Source organism: Bradyrhizobium sp. ORS 285 (assembly GCF_900176205.1).
Classification (GTDB): Bacteria; Pseudomonadota; Alphaproteobacteria; order Rhizobiales; family Xanthobacteraceae; genus Bradyrhizobium.
Window position 1 is genome coordinate 5,828,590 of the sequence record NZ_LT859959.1, and the last position, 17,265, is coordinate 5,845,854.

A 17,265-nucleotide genomic window follows, 5' to 3' on the forward strand; every position below is an offset into this window, starting at 1 on the left:
CGACGTCGCAATGAAGGCGCCGGCCGCGAAGCGGCTTCGCTGGCCGAACATCCCGGTCTCCGTCGCGATCGCGATCGGCTGGATCGCGGCGATGCTGATCATCGCGGTTTTCGCCGACCAGATCGCGCCCTACGGTTTCACCAAATTCGATCTGCGCAATCGCCTCTCCCTGCCGGGCAACCCCGCGCATTGGCTCGGCACCGACGAACTCGGCCGCGACGTTCTCTCGCGCCTGATCGTCTCGATCCGGATCTCGCTCTTGATCGCGTTCGGCGCCACCGCGATCTCGGCGATTGCCGGCACCACGCTCGGCTTTCTCGCCGCGCATTTCCGCGGCCTCGTCGAGCAATTCGTGCTGATGCTCGCCGACTTCCAGGCCAGCATGCCGTTCCTCATCCTGGCGCTCGCGGTGCTCGCCTTCTTCGGCAATTCGCTGCCGCTGCTGATCGGCCTGATGGGCCTGTTCGGCTGGGAGCGCTATGCGCGCATCGCAAGGGGGCTCGCCATCTCGGCCAATGCGCAAGGCTATGCCGCCGCCGTGCGCCAGCTCGGCGCGACGCCGGGCCGCGTGTATCTGAAGCACATCCTGCCGAACATCGCCTCGACGCTGATCGTCTCGATGACGCTGGTGTTTCCGGAGGTCATCCTGCTGGAGTCGGGACTGTCGTTCCTCGGCCTCGGTGTGCAGCCGCCGATGACCAGCCTCGGCAACATGGTCGGCTATGGCCGTGAATACCTGACGCGGGCGCCGTGGATCATGCTCGCGCCTGCGCTGACGATCGTGGTCACGACGCTCGCGGTGTCGGTGATCGGCGACTGGCTGCGCGACAAGCTTGATCCGACGCTGCAATGATCCCGCTCAGCGGCGGGCGTCAGGGCTCGCCGCAGCATGATCACAGACGATCAGCGCATGTCCCGCCTGCTCGCCGGCAAGCGCCATCCATTTCGACGCCTGCTGCAGCCAGAGCTCACGCCGGGCGGGATCACGCTCGGCTTCCTCACGACAGCTGGACGCAGCTGCCAAACATGCCGACTTCCTGTCCATGGGCCATGGTCCGACACGTCAACGGCAGCGGCACTTACATAGGATATCGCGATTTCAGGTTGTGATCAATTTCGCTCGCTGATCGATCTCACGGTTCCGCGTAGCGCATCGGCAGCGAATGATGGGCGTGGCATGCCGCGACTGCCGCATGACCAAACGCGACCGCGATCTGATGCAGGTCGGTGACGACGTCGCCGATGCCATACAGTCCTTCGACGCCGCAACGCTGCTTGGCATCAACTTCCAGAAAGCCGTCCGACGTATGCCGCGCGCCGAGCTTGATCGCGAGGTCGGACCGAACATCAGCGCCCATCGCCGGATACACGATCTCGAACCGTTCGCTGCTGCCGTCCGCGAACGTGGCCACGATCGCGCGCTCCTCACGATGTAGGGCCTTCAGCGTGGGCGTGATGCGGACACCCGCCGCCTGCAGCTCTCGGCGCTTGTCGTCGTTCTGCTCATCGCCGACGGGGATCAGCGTGACGTCGGAACTGTAGACGCGCATGAACAGCGCCTTGCCGGCGGCATGTCCGAGCGGACCGATGATCGCGATCTTGCCGCCGCGGGCCTCAAAGCCGTCGCAGACTGGACAGTAGCGCAAGTGGCCGTCGCGCACGGCCAATGTCCAGTCAGCCAACGGCGTCTGTTTGTCGACGATGCCCGTCGCCAGAATGGCACGCTGTGCCACGATCGGATCGCCCTCATGCGCGGCGATGATCGTTCCGTCCCGCTGCTCCAGGGCGGTCACCGTGCCGCTGATGATGGGAACGCGGAGCTCCTCGGTCTGCCGCTGCATTCGTGCGAGCAGCTCGGTGCCGGGAAGGCCGTTCGGAAAACCCGGCAGATTGTGGCTTCGTGGGATCAGCGCCGCTCGCGATGCCCCGCTATCGATGACGACGACACGACGGCGGAACCGGGCCAGATAGATTGCGGCCATCAGTCCCGCGGGACCGCCGCCGATAACCAGAACTTCGGTGCGCATCGCCGCCCTCGCATTGGATTGACGGAACCAAATGTCGAGCGACGGAACGGTTCCTGTCACACAGCGCGTCAATCAGCTCGGACACAAGGGAACACAAATGGAACTATTTGCGCCAGGGAACGTTAACCTATGTCGCTGCCGCGGCGGAAAAGCCGTGCAAACTTGGCAGCGAGGGGGAATTGTTGCGAGGGCGCGTGGATGAGATTTGTCAATTCGACCGATGAAAGCCTGATGGCGTACTACGAGAGTGTTCGCAAGCAGGTGGCCGCTGACAGCCGGATCGGGGGACCCTACCGGCTGATCGGCGAGCGGGCCAAGCAATATGCCCAGGAACTCCAGGCCGAGATGCGGCGGCGGCAATTGCGCTTCACGCCGATCGAATGGCCGAACTAGTTGATGAAGTAGCTCAAAGCGCAAGTGTTACTTATTGCGCCCTCTCCCCTTGTGGGAGAGGGCATGTAGGACAGAGCGGCAAACGCGGTTGGGTGAGGGGTCTCTTTCCACGAGCTCAACTCGCCGAGAGATACCCCTCACCCAACCGCGCGTGGGGATAGGCCGTCGATGCCCTCTCCCACAAGGGGAGAGGGCACTGCATTTCGCACCTTGCTGCGGGTACAGAAAGCGAGCGGTCCCGCTCACTCCCAGCTCCAGCTGGCAAAATCGTTCTCGAACTGCGGCACGTCCTTCCAGACGCCCTTCAGCTTCTTGTTGATCACCGTGATCCATTGCGGCTGGAACAGGAAGCCGGCGGCGGCGTCGGTGGCAAGCCAGCGCTGGGCGTCGCCGAGCAGCTTGGCGCGGTCGGCCTCGGCCGGCGTGTCGACGATCTTCTGATACAGCTTGTTGAACGCGTCGGACTGATAGCCGAAGTAATAGTTCGGCTCGGTGAACTTGACGAGGTCGAACGGCTCGACATGGGAGACGATCGTCAGATCGAAATCATGCGGACCGTTGAACACCTGCGACAGCCACGCCGCCCATTCGAGGTTCTCGATCTTGGCTGTGATGCCGACCTTGGCGAGTTGCGCCGCGAGCACCTCGCCGCCCTGCCGCGCATAGGCCGGCGGCGGCAGCCGCAGGCTCAGTTGCAGCGGCGTGGTGACGCCGGCTTCCGCCAGCAGCTTCTTGGCCTTCTCCGGGTCGTAGGGATTGATGTCGGTGGTGTCGACATAACCGAGCGAGCCCGGCGTGTAGAAGCTGCCGATCGGCGTGCCCAGCCCGTCGACGGCGCCCTCGATCATCGCCTTGCGCTCGATCGCGGCGAGAATGGCGCGGCGGACGCGGACGTCGTCGAGCGGCTTCTTCTTGTTGTTGATGGTGACGATCGTCTTCGCCTTGGAGCCGCCGATCAGCACGGTGAAGCGCGGGTCGGCCTTGAACTGCGCGATGGTGCGTGCCGAGGTGCCGCGCGGGAACGCATCGACGTCACCCGACAGCAGCGCCGCGACCTGCGCCGCCGGATCGGAGATGAAGCGGATCGTCACCTTGGACAGCTTGACGGAGGCCGCGTTGCGATAGTCAGGCCATTTGTTAAGCGTCAGCGACGAGCCCTTGGCCCAGGCGCCGAGCGTGTACGGTCCGGTGCCGACCGGCTGCGTCGCATCGGTCGGCGCGCTCTTCGGTTCGACGATCGACGCGGTCGCCTGCCCCAGCAGGAACGGCAAATTCGGTTCGGAATATTTCAGCTTGATCTCGATGGTCTCGGCGTCGGGCGCGTTGACCGCCTCCATCGCCTGGAACAGCGCCTTGTCCTTGTTGGTGCTGTTGGCGGCGCCGGCGCGGTCGAACGAGAACTTCACGGCGGCGGAATCGAACGCTTCGCCGTTCTGGAATTTGACGCCCTTGACGAGCTTGAACGTGTAGCTCTTCAGGTCGGACGACGCCTGCCAGCTCGTGGCCAGCAGCGGCGACACCGAGCCGTCCTCGTTGATCTTGGTCAGCGTCTCATAGACGTTGTAGAGCGTGACCTCGGCAATCGCTGCGGCCGCCGCGCTGGTCGGGTCGAGCCCCGGCGGCTCCAGGGTCATGCCGACGACGACGCTGTCCTTCTTGCTCTGCGCCGACGCAGGCACTACGGCCGCAACGAGCGCGGTCAATGCGATGATCGATAGTTTTTTCAACATTGTTTGTTTCTCCCGGACGGAACCGAATTATGCGTCAAAGCGGCTTGGAGACAAGAGGCGGATCTTCCCCGGCGGCCAGCGCCGGCAGCGCCATCACGCTTTCCGCGTGGTGGCAGGCAGCCGAATGTTGCGCGGTGAGCGGCCGCAGCGCCGGAGCAGTTTCGCGGCAATGGGAATCGGCAAGCGGACAGCGCGGCGCATAAGCGCAGCCGGCCGTGCCCAGGGACTGCGAGACGATCGCAACGTCGGCGCCCCTGCGCCTGACGGCGCCGGCCTGTGCGCGCGGCACCGCGTCCAGCAGCGCGCGCGTATAGGGATGCGCGCATTGGCCGAACAGATCCTCAGGCCGCCCGCGCTCGACGATACGGCCGAGATACATCACCGCGACCTCGTCGCAGAGATAGTCGACCACAGCGAGATCATGGCTGATCAGGACGTAGCTGAGGCCGAACTGCTCCTGCAGGTCCTGCATTAGATTGAGCACCTGCGCCTGTACGGAGACGTCGAGCGCGGAGACCGGCTCGTCGGCGACGATCAGCTTCGGCTGGGTGATCAGCGCGCGCGCGATCGCGATGCGCTGGCGCTGACCGCCGGAAAATTCGTGCGGATATTTGTCCATGTCGGCATCGCGCAAGCCGACTTGCCGCAGCACGCTCGCCACGCGCGTCCGCAAGCTGTCGCGATCGGGGCTCTCCAAAGCGGTCAACGGCTCGGCAACGATGCGCGCGATGGTCTGGCGGGGGTCGAGCGATCCATACGGGTCCTGAAACACCATCTGGAAGTCGCGCCGTGCGCGGCGCAGCTCATCACCCGGGAGACGGTTGAGATCGCGCCCGGACATCAGCACCGATCCCGACGACGGCACCTCCAGCGCCATGATGAGTCGCGCCAAGGTCGACTTGCCTGAGCCGGACTCGCCGACGATGCCGAGGCTCTTGCCCGGCATCAGCGACAGCGAGACGCCATTCAGCGCGAGCACCTGCCCCGGTGGCCGCAACAGGCTCTCGCGCGGCAACGTATAGCGCTGCACCAGATCGCGAACCTCGAGCAGCGGCGTCGCTTCATCTTGCCGTGCGGCGACGCTCACGCGACCACTCCCACGGGATCGCGCGCGAGCGCGGCATCCGTCCGGATGCAGCGCACATGGTGCCCTGCGCCAATCTCGATCGCGGGCGGCAGCGCCGCGCGGCAGGCGTCGATGACCAGATCGCAGCGGTCGGCGAACGGACAGCCGGCGGGGAGATCGGCGAGCTCGGGCACAGTGCCGGCGATGGTCGCCAGCCGCGCGCCCTTGCGGGCGCCGAGCCGCGGCCGTGCCCGGAACAGGCCCTGCGTGTAGGGATGGCCCATGCGCGAGAACACCGCGTCCGTGCTGCCGCTCTCGACGACCGTGCCGCCATACATCACGATCATGCGCTGCACGTTCTCGGCGATCACGCCGAGATCGTGCGAGATCAGGATCATCGCCATGCCCTGCTCGGCCACGAGATCGGCGATCAGATCGAGGATCTGGCGCTGGATGGTGACGTCGAGCGCGGTGGTCGGCTCATCGGCGATCAGCACGTCGGGCTTGCACGCGAGCGCCATCGCAATGGTGATGCGCTGGCGCTGGCCGCCGGAGAACTGGTGCGGATAGGCGTCGAAGCGTTTGGCAGGGTCGGGCAGACCGACACGGTCGAGCAGCGCGATCGCCTCGCGCCTGGCCTCCGCCGCCGAGCAGCCGGTGTGGCGCAGCAGCGGCTCGGCGACCTGATGACCGATCGTGTGCATCGGGTTGAGCGCGGTCATCGGCTCCTGGAAGATCATGCTGATGCGGTTGCCGCGCAGCTTGCAATATTCGGCATAATCGAGACCGGCCAGCTCGCGACCATCGAGCTTGATGCTGCCGCTGACGACCGCGCTGTCCGGCAGCAGCCCGAGCAGCGCCAGCGCCGTGATCGACTTGCCGCAGCCGGATTCGCCGACAATGCCCAGCGTCTCGCCGCGCTTCAGCGCGAACGAGACCTCGCGCACAGCCTGCGCCGGACCTCGGCTGGTGTTGAGGCGGATGCCGAGACCTTTGACATCAAGCAGAGGATGATCGCTCGTCATCATCGCTGCCTCGCCAGGCGCGGATCGAGCAGGTCACGCAGACCATCGCCGAGCAGATTGAGGCCGAGCACCGCGAGCGCAATTGCAGCTCCCGGATAGACGGCGAGACTCGGCGACTGGAACAGCAGGGTCTGTGCGTCGTTCAGCATGCGCCCCCAGGACGGCTGCGGCGGCTGCGTGCCCAGACCGAGATAGGACAGCGCCGCCTCGGCGAGGATCGCCAGCGCGAACTGGATCGTGGCCTGCACGATCAGGATCGACAGGATGTTCGGCAGCACGTGCTCGAGGGTGATGCGGAAGCGGCCCTTGCCGGCGGCGCGCGCCGCGAGGATGAACTCGCGCGCCCAGATCGCGCCGGCCGAGCCGCGGGTGACGCGCACGAACACCGGGAGCTGGAAAATGCCGATTGCAGTGATCGAGGTCACCATGCCCGGACCGATCACCGCCGCCAGCATGATCGCCGACAGCACCGCTGGAAAGGCGAAGGTGAAGTCGCTGAAGCGCATCACCAGCTCCTCGGTCCAGCCGCGCTGCGCGGCGGCGACGAGCCCGAGGGCAACGCCGCAGGTGAGGCCGATGCCGACCGCGATGATACCGACCAAAATGGTGGCGCGCGCGCCGACCAGGAGCAGCGAGACGATGTCGCGGCCGAACACGTCGGTGCCGAGCCAATGCGCCGAGGATGGTGGCCGCAGCTTCGAGGCGACGTCGATCTCGTAGGCCGACCACGGCGTCCACACCAGCGACAGCAGTGCGGCGCCGAGCACGACCAGGCAGAGCAGCGCGCCGATGACGAAACTGCGATGGCGTAGCGCGCGGCGCCAGAACGCGTTCGGCACCGGCGCGGCCGTTGTTTGGACGATCACGGACGCACTCACAGCTCGTGGACCTTGATGCGCGGATCAATCACCGCATAGAGCACGTCGACGACGAAGTTGACGATGATGACCATGGCGGCCAGCAGCATCACGCAGTTACGGACGACGATGAGATCGCGATTGGCGATCGACTGAAAGATGAGACGGCCGAGGCCCGGCAGATAGAACACGTTCTCGATCACGATGGTGCCGGCCAGCAGATTGGCGAATTGCAGGCCCATCACGGTGAGCACCGGGATCATCGCGTTGCGCAGCACGTGCTGCCACAGCACCTCGCGCTTGCTCAGTCCCTTGGCGCGCGCGGTGCGCACGAAGTCCTCGCGCAGAACGTCGAGCACCGCCGAGCGCGTCACGCGCGCCAGGATGGCGGCCTGCACCACCGCGAGCGCTACCGCGGGCAGCAGCAGCGAGCGCAAGCCGGGCCAGATGCCGTCCTCCCAGCCGGGGAAGCCGCCGGCCGACAGCCATTGCAGCTTCACCGCGAACAGCAGGATCAAGAGGATCGCGAACCAGAAGTTCGGCAGCGCGATGCCGATCTGGGTCAGCGACATCACGCCGACATCGCCGATCCGATTGTGGTTGGCGGCCGTGTAGATGCCCGCCGCGAGCGCCAGAACCGTCGTGAGCGCCATCGCCATGATCGCGAGCGGAATGGTCATGGCGAGACGCTCGCGGATCAGCTCCGCCACCGGCGTGCCATAGGCATAGCTGTTGCCGAGATTGCCGGTGGCGAGCCCACCGAGCCATTGCAGGTAGCGCAGCGCCAGCGGCTGATCGAGCCCGAGCTTGATGGTCAGCGCCCTCACCGCATCGGGCGAGGCGTCCGCGCCCATCAGCATCTGCGCCGCGTTACCCGGCAGGGCATCAAGCACCAGGAAAATGATCAGCGACGCCCCGACCAGGGTCGCAAGCAAGGTCAGGCATCGCCGCAGCAGAAACACGCTCATTCGAGCCGAAACTCCTCATTCTCGGCGGCCGCACGTTCTACAGCTTTGGCCCGGGATGCAAGCCCATTGCCTGCATGATCACCCCTCGCCGGCGCAGGACACTCGCATACGGGGCGCGGTATCTTGGGCCCCGTCTGCCTCCTCACCGTCATGCCCGGGCTTGTCCCGGCCATCCACGTCGTCCGGCGTCCGCAGCTAGACGTGGATGCCCGGGACGAGCCCGGGCATGACGGAGTAACAATCGCCGCGGCTCGTGCCGCCTCAATGTCATGGCCCATCGCCGGCGCAGGACACCGCCGAGCCGCTTGATCCCGGTCAACGGCGGGACGGCGGCGATCGGCAACATGAGCCCGAACGCAGCAGTGCAAGGCTTTTTCCGATCATGACCACACGTCCGAACTTCGTCTGGGGCGCCTCGACCTCGGCCTTCCAGATCGAAGGCGCTGCCCACGTTGACGGCCGCACCGACAGCATCTGGGACGTGTATCTGCGCGCGCCGGGCCGCATCAAAGGCAGTGAGACCGCGGAGGTCGCTTGCGACCATTACCATCGCTATGCCGAGGACGTCGCGCTAATGCGCGCGCTTGGCCTCAACGCCTATCGGTTCTCGATCGCCTGGCCGCGCGTGCTGCCGCAAGGGCGCGGCGCGGCCAACGAGGCCGGCCTCGCCTTCTACGACCGGCTGATCGATGCGCTGCTCGCCGCGGAGATAGAGCCCTGGCTTTGCCTCTACCACTGGGACCTGCCCCAGGCGCTGGAGGCGCTCGGCGGCTGGCAGAACCGCGACATCGCAGGCTGGTTCGCCGACTACACCGCGCTGGTGGCGCGACGCTATGGCGACCGGGTGAAGCGCTTCGCCACCTTCAACGAGCCCTGCGTGTTCACGCTGTTCGGCTACGGACTCGGCTGGCATGCCCCGGGGATCGCCGACAAGGCGGCGCTGCACAAGGCCATCCACCACGTCAATCTCAGCCATGGCCGCGCCGTCGACGTGCTGCGCAAGGATGTCGCGGGCGCCTCGATCGGCGCGATCCACAATCGCCAGCCTTGCTATCCCTGCTCGGCCAATCCCGCCGACGCCGCCGCGGCGCTGCGGCTCGCGGCCTATTGGAACGACGCTTTCCCGTTTCCGCAGGCCTTCGCCAGCTATCCGCCGGCGCTGCTCGATGCCATCGCGCCCTATGTCATGCCGGGCGACATGGCCCAGATCGCGCGTCCCATCGACTGGTTCGGGCTGAACCATTATTCGCCGCATTACGTCAGGGCCGACACCGACCTGATCGGCGCCGCCTTCGGTCCCGCGCCGGACACCGTGCCGCGCAGCGCGATCGGCTGGCCTGTCGTGCCGGATGCGTTCCGCGACACGCTGCTGGATATCCACCAGCGGTTCCAATTGCCGATCTATGTGCTGGAAAACGGTACGGCCGCCAATGACGTGCTCGATGCCGCGGGCCAGATCCAGGACCACGACCGGATCGGCTATCTCAAGGCCTATACCGCGGCGATGGAACAGGCGATCGCCGCCGGCGCCGACGTGCGCGGCTATTTCGTCTGGTCGCTCTTGGATAATTTTGAGTGGGGGGCGGGCTATTCGCAGCGCTTCGGCATTGTCTATGTCGATCACGCCACGCAGCGCCGCATTCCCAAGGCATCGGCACGGTGGTATGCGGACATGATTGCGGGCCACCGGAACTCCCATGACCCGGCAGGCCGCACAACCGGGCGGAAGACTGAGGGATGAGCGAGCGCGTTCTTCTGGGCGATATCGGCGGCACCAATGCGCGCTTCGCGCTGCTCGACGACGGGGTGATCTGCGACGTCGCGCATCTGAAGGTCGCCGATTTTCCGACCATCGCGGATGCGATCACCGACTTTCTGTCGCGCCATGCCGCCGGCGGCCCGCCCACCGCAGCCGTGCTCGACATCGCCGGCCCGATCGAGCGCAACCGCGGCATGCTGACCAACTCGACCTGGGTGATCGACGGCGCCGAGCTGGCGGCGCGGTTCAATCTTCGCTCGGCGAAGTTGCTCAACGATTTCGAAGCCGTCGGCTGGTCCCTGCCCGCTCTGCATCCGGATGATCTGTTTCCGCTCGGCGGCCATGCGGCTGTCGATGGCGCGCCGATGCTGGTGATCGGTCCGGGCACCGGGTTCGGTGCGGCCTGCTACCTCCCCAATGATGGCCGCGCGGCCGTCGCGGTCACCGAAGCCGGCCATGCGACCTTGCCGGCGACGACGGCGCGCGAGGCCACCGTGCTCGCCAAGATGCGCGAGCGCTTCGGCCATGTCTCGATCGAGCGCGCGCTGTCCGGCATGGGCCTCGAGAACGTCTATCAGGCGATCGCAGCAATCGACGGCGCGAGCGTGCCAATGCGAGACGCGGCCGCGATCACGCACGCCGCACTCGACGGCAGCTGCGCCACGAGCCGCGCCACGCTCGATATGTTCTGCGCCTGGCTCGGCGCCGTCGCCGGCAATCTGGCGCTGACGTTCTGCGCCCGCGGCGGCGTCTACATCGCCGGCGGCATTCCGCCGCGCTTCCCCGATTATTTCGCCAAGTCCGATTTCCGCCGGCAGTTCGAGAGCAAGGGCCGCTACGACAGTTATCTGCGCCCGATCCCGGTGCATCTCGTCACCAAGCCTGATATCAGCTTCCTCGGCCTCAAATCCTTCTACGAGTCCGGCATCACTGCGAGCGGCGGGTCCTCCGCAACCTGATCAATGAGCGACATCATCACGATCACGCCGAACCCGGCGGTCGACGTGTCGACGACGGTCGAGACCATCGTGCCGGTGGCGAAGCTGCGCGGTAGCACGCAGCGGCGCGATCCCGGCGGCGGCGGCATCAATGTCGCCCGTGTGATCACCCGGCTTGGCGGCGACGTGACGGCGCTCTATCCGGTCGGCGGCCCGACGGGAGTGCTGCTGAAGCAGTTGGTCGAGAATGAGGGCGTCACCAGCCGCACCTGGACAACGGCCGAGGACACGCGCGAGGACTTCTTCGTCCAGGAGCGCAGCACCGGCCAGCCCTATCGCTTCATCCTGCCGGGCCCGACTCTCAGCGAGGCCGAATGGCAGGCCGGGCTCGCGCTCGTGAGCGCGCTCGATCCGTTTCCGCGCTTCGTGATCGGCAGCGGCAGCCTGCCGCGCGGCGTGCCGGCCGACTACTACGCGCGCGTCTCAGCAATTGCGCGGGCGCGTGGCGCGCAATTCATTCTCGACACCTCCGGCCCGGCGCTGGCCGCGGCTGTCGCCAGCGGCGTCGATCTGATCAAGCCGTCGCTGCGCGAGATGCATGAGCTCGTCGGCGGCGAGCTGCCGGATGCGACGGCCTGGGAAGCCGCGGCGCGCATGCTGGTCACGACTGGCAAGGCCAGAATCGTGGCGCTGACGATGGGCCATCTCGGCGCGCTGGTCGTGACAGCGGAGCGCGTCCTGCGCGCGCAGCCCTTGCGGATGGTGCCGATCAACGCGGTCGGCGCCGGCGACAGCTTTCTTGGCGCGCTGGTGGCCAAGCTTGCCGCTAATGCATCGCTCGACGAAGCGTTCCGCTTCGCGGTGGCGGCGGGTGCGGCCGCGCTGCTGCGCACGGGCACCGCCCTGTCCGACCCCGCCGACATCACCCGTCTGCTGCCTGACGTGCAGCTTCAGACCGCCTGACGTCCACCTCGGCGACATCGTTCAGCAGGTCGAGTGACAACAACAATCCGCCGACGCGCTCCAGCGACGACATCCAGTCGGCGACGCGGCTGTAATTGTCGACCAGCCAGTTGAACGAGCCCTGCACCAGCGTAAAGGCCGCGGCCGCCTGTGTCAGCTCGCCGAGCGACATCTCGTTGCTCAGGAACTTCGGCGCGCACAGCACGAGCCCGATGATCGGCGCGAGCAGCGAGTTGGTATGTGAGACCAGCGTCATGCGCATCAATCGCCAGCACAGCCGCCGCCACTGCCGGATCGTGCGATCGAGCGCCTGCCACAGCGCGGCGATGACGCCGCGCGTGTCGTCCTTCGGCGAAACACCTTCCCCGATGTCGCGCAGCAGATGCGCCGCGGTGATCAGCTCCGATTCAGCCTGGTTCTTGACCTGGATGACGCGTGTCAGCGGCGACCCCACCCACAGCATCGCACCGGTGACGAGCCCGGAATAGACCGCGACGCTGACGACGAGATAGCCGGGAATCCAGACATGGTAGCCGGCGAAGCTGAAGCCGATGGGACCTCCGACCTGCCAGAGCACCTGGAGGAAGATGATGGCCGTCAGAAGCGAGGAGATGACGTTGACGGCGAAGTCGACCGGCGCATCGGTCGCGATACGCACGTCCTCGGCAATACGATACTCGGGAATCTTCTGATCACCCTGCACCAAGGCCAGCCGCGCATAGCGGTCGTTCTCGATCCAATAGTCGATCACCTTGGCCGCCAGCCATTGCCGCCAATTGCGCTGCATGGCCATGCGGCCCCAGACGGACGCCACCGCCAGGGCCACGCTGGCGAGACACAGCGGCGCAAGCAGCATGGCCTGCTCGCGCAGGCGCGCCGGGTCACGGCCCTCCAGCGCATTGAAGAAATCCCTGTTCCAAGTGTTGAAGCGGAACTGCACGTAGAGCTGCAGCATGACGATGCCGACGAGAATGGCGCAGAGCAGCCAGACCCGCCATGCCGGCCATCCGCACCAGAAATTCCGCGCCGTCAGCCAGAACCGCGACCATTCGCGATTGCTGTCCTCATTGTCGTCCTCGGACAGGCCGGCGGAGCGGAGGTCGTCGGGCTCATCGGCAGCGAACGGATCTCGCCGGGGAACTTTTGTCATGGGATCATCTAAAAAGGCCCGACGGCCTGCCGCTTGATCTTGCGCAAGTCGGCTGCCGCGCGACGCGACAAACTACGGTCTGCGCTGCGATGCGGGAGACAGGCCATGACGGCATCCGGGTACATCCGCTGGTTCAAGGATCTTCGGATCGAGGACGTGCCGGAGGTCGGCGGCAAGACGGCCTCGCTCGGCGAGCTGTATTCCGCGCTGACCGCGCAGGGCGTGCGCGTGCCCAACGGCTTTGCGCTGACGGCCGCGAGCTATCGTGATGCGCTGCGGGCTGATGGCGCCGACGATGAGCTCCGCAGGCTGCTCGCCGGCCTCGACAAGCGCCGCATCGCCGATCTCGCCAGGCGCGCCGCCAAAGCGCGCGCCATCGTCTTCGAAGCCACCGATCGTGAGGACCTGCGGCACGAGGTGGCGAAGGCCTATAAGCAGCTCGAGCAGGAATATGGCCGGGGCGTCGCCGTCGCCGTGCGCAGCTCGGCCACGGCGGAGGACCTGCCGAATGCGAGCTTTGCCGGCCAGCACGAGAGCTTTCTCAACATCCGCGGTGCGAAGGATCTGTTCGAGACCTGCCGCCGCTGCTTCGCCTCGCTCTACACCGATCGCGCGATCTCCTACCGCATCGACAACGGCTTTGCGCACGACAAGGTCGCGCTGTCGGTGGCCGTCATGAAGATGGTGCGCTCGGATCTCGGCGCCAGCGGCGTGATGTTCTCGCTCGACACCGAAAGCGGTTTTCGCGACGTCGCCTTCATCACTGGCGTCTATGGGCTCGGCGAGACCATCGTGCAGGGCGCGGTCGATCCCGACGAGTTCTACGTCCACAAGCCGACCTTCGCGGCCGGCTTCCGCAGCGTGCTGTCGCGCCGGTTGGGCGCCAAGACTAAACGGATGGTCTACGCCAAAGCGGGCGCGCGGGGCGCCACGACGCGCATCGAGGCGACGCCGCCGGCCGAGCGCGCCAAATTCTGCATCGATGACACCGACGTGCTGGAGCTGGCGCAGGCGACGATCACCGTCGAGCAGCACTACTCGCAGAAAGCCGGCCGGCCGACGCCGATGGACATCGAATGGGCCAAGGACGGCCGCGACGGCGCGCTCTACATCATCCAGGCGCGGCCGGAGACCGTGGCCTCGCAGCGCCGGCCGGAATCGGTCGAGACCTACGCGCTGAAGAAGGCCGGCCGGGTGCTGGCGACCGGACGTGCCGTCGGAGAGAAGATCGCAGCCGGCAAGATCCGCCTGATCCGCTCGTCGAAGGACCTGCGCGCGTTCAAGCCCGGCGAGGTGCTGGTGGCGGCGTCGACCAGCCCGGACTGGGAGCCGGTGATGAAGACGGCGGCCGCGATCGTCACCGATCATGGCGGTCGCACCTGCCATGCCGCGATCATCGCCCGCGAGCTCGGCGTGCCCGCGGTGGTCGGCACCGAGGATTTCAGCAAGCGCGCCAAGACGGGAGCGGCCGTCACGGTGTGCTGCGCCGAGGGCGATGCCGGTCATGTCTATGACAGCGCCCTGCCCTTCGCGGTCGAGCGCCTCGCGATCGACAGGCTGGACAAGCCGCACACCCACATCATGGTCAATCTCGGCAATCCCGAGCTCGCCTTCAAGACCGCGCTGCTGCCGAACGACGGCGTCGGCCTGGCGCGCATGGAGTTCATCATCAACCAGTCGATCGGCATCCATCCGATGGCGCTTGCCGCACCCAACAAGGTGAATTCGGCCAAGGACCGCGCGACGATCAAGCGCCTCACGACGCGCTACAAGAAGCCGGCGGACTTCTTCGTCGAGCGGCTGTCCGAGGGCGTCGGCACCATTGCCGCCGCGTTCTATCCGCGTCCCGTGATCGTCAGGCTGTCGGACTTCAAGACCAACGAATATGCCAGCCTGATCGGCGGTGCCGATTTCGAGCCCAGGGAAGAGAACCCGATGCTCGGCTTCCGCGGCGCGTCACGCTACGCGCACCCGGCCTACGCGGCCGGCTTCGCGCTGGAATGCGCGGCGCTGAAGCGCGTGCGCGATGCAATGGGACTCACCAACCTCAAGATCATGATCCCGTTCTGCCGCCGCGTCGAGGAGGCGCGCAAGGTGATCGCCGCGATGGCGGAGCATGGCCTCGTGCGCGGCGAGAACGGGCTCGAGATCTACATGATGTGCGAGATCCCGAACAACGTCATCCTGATCGATGAGTTCGCCAAGCATTTCGACGGCTTCTCGATCGGCTCCAACGATCTCACCCAGCTCACCCTCGGCGTCGACCGCGACTCCGACATCGTCGCATTCGATTTCGACGAGCGCGATCCCGGGCTGCTTGCGATGCTCAAGCTCGCGATCGAGGGCGCGCATCGCAACCGCCGCCATGTCGGCATCTGCGGCGAGGCCCCGGCCAACTATCCGGACGTCGCGCGCTATCTCGCCGAGCTCGGCATCGACTCCATCAGCGTGAATCCCGCGAGCGTCGTGCGCACGATGGAGATCGTCCGCGCTGCTGAGCAGCAGGTGGTCGCACGGACTCCGCAGGCGCTGGCAAGCTAGGACGCGGCGCAGCGCCGGAGCGCGTCGTCAATGGTTGCGCGGGCAGGGATCGTCCGTTGGCGCGCTGCCATCGTTGCGGTCGCAGACATCGGCAATGGCGCGCTCGGCCTCGGCAATAAGCTGGCGGATGGGACGCGACTGCTCGCTCGGAACGGCATGCCCGTCGGGCCTGGCAAGCTCGTCGAGCCGATCCAGGATTTGCCGCCACGCATCGAGCGTACGCCTGAGCTGCACGAGCTGGATCGCGACCGCCATCTCGAGTGCGATGTCGATCCGCTTCGCGCGCGCGATCCGCGCTGCCGCCGTCGGGAATGGGATGATGTCGGCCAACGGCGCTCCATGACATGCCCTGCAGCACGGCTGCCGATCCACCGAATGTGAACGGCCGCCTGCTCCGCATAGCCGCATTCTCCGTTGAAGCGGCCCAGGCCAGATTGCGGCGCATTGTCGTCAGTGAGCTTAAAGAACCCTGTACTTTCGCCGCCCGTGGAACTCCGGGCGACCGCACGCGTGCGATCAGAACCCGTAGGCTTTCGGGAATGACATCACTCGATTGTCATCGTTGCAGACCATGCTGGTGCCGCCACACCGTCATGACGTGTAGCAATGATCATCGCCCCGCATCCCACAAGGGCCACGTCACCGCGCCTCTTCGAAGCCCGCCAGCACGGCCGTCAGGTTCTGCCCGAGAATGTCCGAGAGATAGCCGCCCTCCTGCACGAACACCGTGGGCAGGCCGAGCCGCGCGATCGCAGCCCCGATGCGGCGGAAGCCTGGCGTCGTCACCGCAAGACCTTTCAGCGGATCATGCTCGGACGCGTCGAGGCCGAGGGCGACGACGAGCGCGCCGGGCGCGAAGGCGTGGATGGTCTTGGCCGCCGTCTCGAACGCCTTCAGATAGGTGTCGTCGCCGCTCTTCAGCGGCAGCGGAATGTTGAGGTTGGCGCCGAGCCCGGCGCCGGCGCCGCGCTCATGCGCATACCCCCACACGAACGGATAGTAATGCGTGGGATCGGCGTGGATCGAGATCGTGAGCACGTCCGGTCGCTCGTAGAAGATGCCTTGCGTGCCGTTGCCGTGATGGACGTCGACATCGAGGATCGCGACGCGCTCGTGGCGCTGGCGCAGATGCGCAGCCGCGATCGCCGAATTGTTCATGAAGCAGAAGCCGGAGGCGATGTCGCGATAGGCGTGGTGCCCCGGCGGACGGCACAGCGCGTAGACGGCATCCTCGCCGTCGAGCAGGAGCTGCGCCGCCGATGCGGCCACATCGGTCGCGGCGCAGGCGCCCTCCCATGTCCCCGGCCCGATCGGCGCCGAGGTGTCGGTCGTGTGCCAGCCGAGCCGTCCGACGATATGGGTCGGATAGGTGGCGGCGTTGCGCACGGGGTGCATGTTCGGGATCATCTCGGTGCCGGCATCACCGAGCGCAGCCCACGCTTCCCACGCCTCTTCCAGAAAGGTCAGAAATTCCGGACTGTGGACGCGGGCGCGCGCTTCCTGCCCGAAATGCAGCGGCGCCACCAACTCGTGATTGCCCGCCTTCACCCCCGCAAGCAGACGATCAGCCCGTTCGGGCTGCTCGGTGGTCCGCTTCACGACCCCGCGCACGAGATAGAATTGCGGATCATGGCTGCGATGCAGCTCGGTGTAGACGGCCTTCACGCGCAAGTGCTCCTGTTCGCTTGTGCGAACGATTGTGCACGCAGCGGCGGCCGAGACAAGCTCAGATGAGTTGCACGCCCATCGCTCGAGGCGGGCAACTTCCAAGCTGCGGAACGGACCGGCTGCGCGCCATGTTGTCGGGAGCGAGTCCGCCGGGATCAAGGCGGCGCGGCGGGTGAGACG

The 17,265-nt window shown here is 66.4% G+C and carries 16 protein-coding genes; 6 read left to right on the top strand and 10 right to left on the bottom strand.

The window, feature by feature from the left end; genetic code table 11:
• Positions 1 to 10: 10 nt before the first annotated feature.
• Positions 11 to 853 carry an ABC transporter permease gene (locus BRAD285_RS26175; protein ID WP_006615478.1) on the top strand — a complete coding sequence of 281 codons (843 nt, stop codon included), beginning with the start codon at positions 11 to 13 and terminating at the stop codon, positions 851 to 853.
• A gap of 6 nt (positions 854 to 859) precedes the next feature.
• Here BRAD285_RS26175 and BRAD285_RS35900 read toward each other — a convergent pair whose 3' ends face one another.
• Positions 860 to 1,024, bottom strand: a complete 165-nt coding sequence (locus tag BRAD285_RS35900; protein ID WP_006615477.1) for a hypothetical protein — start codon at positions 1,022 to 1,024, stop codon at positions 860 to 862.
• Positions 1,025 to 1,133: 109 nt separating this feature from the next.
• Positions 1,134 to 2,027 carry an NAD(P)/FAD-dependent oxidoreductase gene (locus BRAD285_RS26180; RefSeq protein WP_006615476.1) on the bottom strand — a complete coding sequence of 298 codons (894 nt, stop codon included), beginning with the start codon at positions 2,025 to 2,027 and terminating at the stop codon, positions 1,134 to 1,136.
• 198 nt (positions 2,028 to 2,225) lie between these two features.
• Here BRAD285_RS26180 and BRAD285_RS26185 point away from each other — a divergent pair, with 198 nt between their 5' ends.
• Complete coding sequence (locus BRAD285_RS26185; RefSeq protein WP_006615475.1) at positions 2,226 to 2,420, top strand: hypothetical protein; 195 nt, start codon at positions 2,226 to 2,228, stop codon at positions 2,418 to 2,420.
• A 242-nt stretch (positions 2,421 to 2,662) separates the two neighbouring features.
• Here BRAD285_RS26185 and BRAD285_RS26190 read toward each other — a convergent pair whose 3' ends face one another.
• Genes BRAD285_RS26190 through BRAD285_RS26210 form a run of 5 tightly spaced genes read right to left on the bottom strand, consistent with a single transcriptional unit; the run spans position 2,663 to position 8,066 of the window.
• Positions 2,663 to 4,150 (bottom strand): ABC transporter substrate-binding protein, encoded by a 1,488-nt coding sequence (locus BRAD285_RS26190; protein WP_006615473.1) that lies wholly within the window; start codon positions 4,148 to 4,150, stop codon positions 2,663 to 2,665.
• 34 nt (positions 4,151 to 4,184) lie between these two features.
• Positions 4,185 to 5,237: an ABC transporter ATP-binding protein gene (locus BRAD285_RS26195; protein ID WP_006615472.1), complete on the bottom strand. Its 1,053-nt coding sequence runs from the start codon at positions 5,235 to 5,237 to the stop codon at positions 4,185 to 4,187.
• Positions 5,234 to 6,244 (bottom strand): ABC transporter ATP-binding protein, encoded by a 1,011-nt coding sequence (locus tag BRAD285_RS26200; RefSeq protein WP_006615471.1) that lies wholly within the window; start codon positions 6,242 to 6,244, stop codon positions 5,234 to 5,236. Before BRAD285_RS26200 ends, BRAD285_RS26195 begins: the two co-directional genes overlap by 4 nt.
• On the bottom strand, positions 6,241 to 7,107 hold the full coding sequence (locus tag BRAD285_RS26205) for an ABC transporter permease (RefSeq protein ID WP_006615470.1): 867 nt from the start codon (positions 7,105 to 7,107) through the stop codon (positions 6,241 to 6,243). The genes BRAD285_RS26200 and BRAD285_RS26205 overlap by 4 nt, the downstream gene beginning before the upstream one ends.
• Before the next feature lie 8 nt (positions 7,108 to 7,115).
• A complete protein-coding gene (locus BRAD285_RS26210; RefSeq protein WP_006615469.1) occupies positions 7,116 to 8,066 on the bottom strand; it encodes an ABC transporter permease in 951 nt (316 codons plus the stop codon).
• Positions 8,067 to 8,448: 382 nt separating this feature from the next.
• Between BRAD285_RS26210 and BRAD285_RS26220 the strand changes: the two genes are divergently transcribed.
• Genes BRAD285_RS26220 through BRAD285_RS26230 form a run of 3 tightly spaced genes read left to right on the top strand, consistent with a single transcriptional unit; the run spans position 8,449 to position 11,726 of the window.
• Positions 8,449 to 9,807 carry a GH1 family beta-glucosidase gene (locus BRAD285_RS26220; protein WP_035648907.1) on the top strand — a complete coding sequence of 453 codons (1,359 nt, stop codon included), beginning with the start codon at positions 8,449 to 8,451 and terminating at the stop codon, positions 9,805 to 9,807.
• A complete protein-coding gene (glk, locus tag BRAD285_RS26225; RefSeq protein WP_006615466.1) occupies positions 9,804 to 10,784 on the top strand; it encodes a glucokinase in 981 nt (326 codons plus the stop codon). Before BRAD285_RS26220 ends, glk begins: the two co-directional genes overlap by 4 nt.
• Before the next feature lie 3 nt (positions 10,785 to 10,787).
• Positions 10,788 to 11,726, top strand: a complete 939-nt coding sequence (locus BRAD285_RS26230; RefSeq protein WP_006615465.1) for a 1-phosphofructokinase family hexose kinase — start codon at positions 10,788 to 10,790, stop codon at positions 11,724 to 11,726.
• On the opposite strand, the gene BRAD285_RS26235 is transcribed toward BRAD285_RS26230, so the two are convergent.
• Positions 11,686 to 12,876, bottom strand: a complete 1,191-nt coding sequence (locus BRAD285_RS26235; RefSeq protein ID WP_006615464.1) for an SbmA/BacA-like family transporter — start codon at positions 12,874 to 12,876, stop codon at positions 11,686 to 11,688. The genes BRAD285_RS26230 and BRAD285_RS26235 overlap by 41 nt on opposite strands.
• 105 nt (positions 12,877 to 12,981) lie before the next feature.
• On the opposite strand from BRAD285_RS26235, the gene ppsA reads away from it, so the two are divergent.
• Positions 12,982 to 15,417 carry a phosphoenolpyruvate synthase gene (gene ppsA / locus BRAD285_RS26240; protein ID WP_006615463.1) on the top strand — a complete coding sequence of 812 codons (2,436 nt, stop codon included), beginning with the start codon at positions 12,982 to 12,984 and terminating at the stop codon, positions 15,415 to 15,417.
• Between the two features lie 27 nt (positions 15,418 to 15,444).
• Here the strand turns inward: ppsA and BRAD285_RS26245 are convergent, their stop codons facing one another.
• Together BRAD285_RS26245 and BRAD285_RS26250 are read right to left on the bottom strand one after the other, a co-directional pair.
• The gene (locus BRAD285_RS26245) at positions 15,445 to 15,747 is read right to left on the bottom strand and encodes a hypothetical protein (RefSeq protein ID WP_035648906.1); all 303 of its coding nucleotides are present in this window, start codon (positions 15,745 to 15,747) and stop codon (positions 15,445 to 15,447) included.
• Between the two features lie 309 nt (positions 15,748 to 16,056).
• Positions 16,057 to 17,082, bottom strand: coding sequence for a histone deacetylase family protein (locus BRAD285_RS26250; RefSeq protein WP_035648936.1), 1,026 nt, complete (start codon positions 17,080 to 17,082; stop codon positions 16,057 to 16,059).
• Between the last annotated feature and the right edge of the window lie 183 nt (positions 17,083 to 17,265).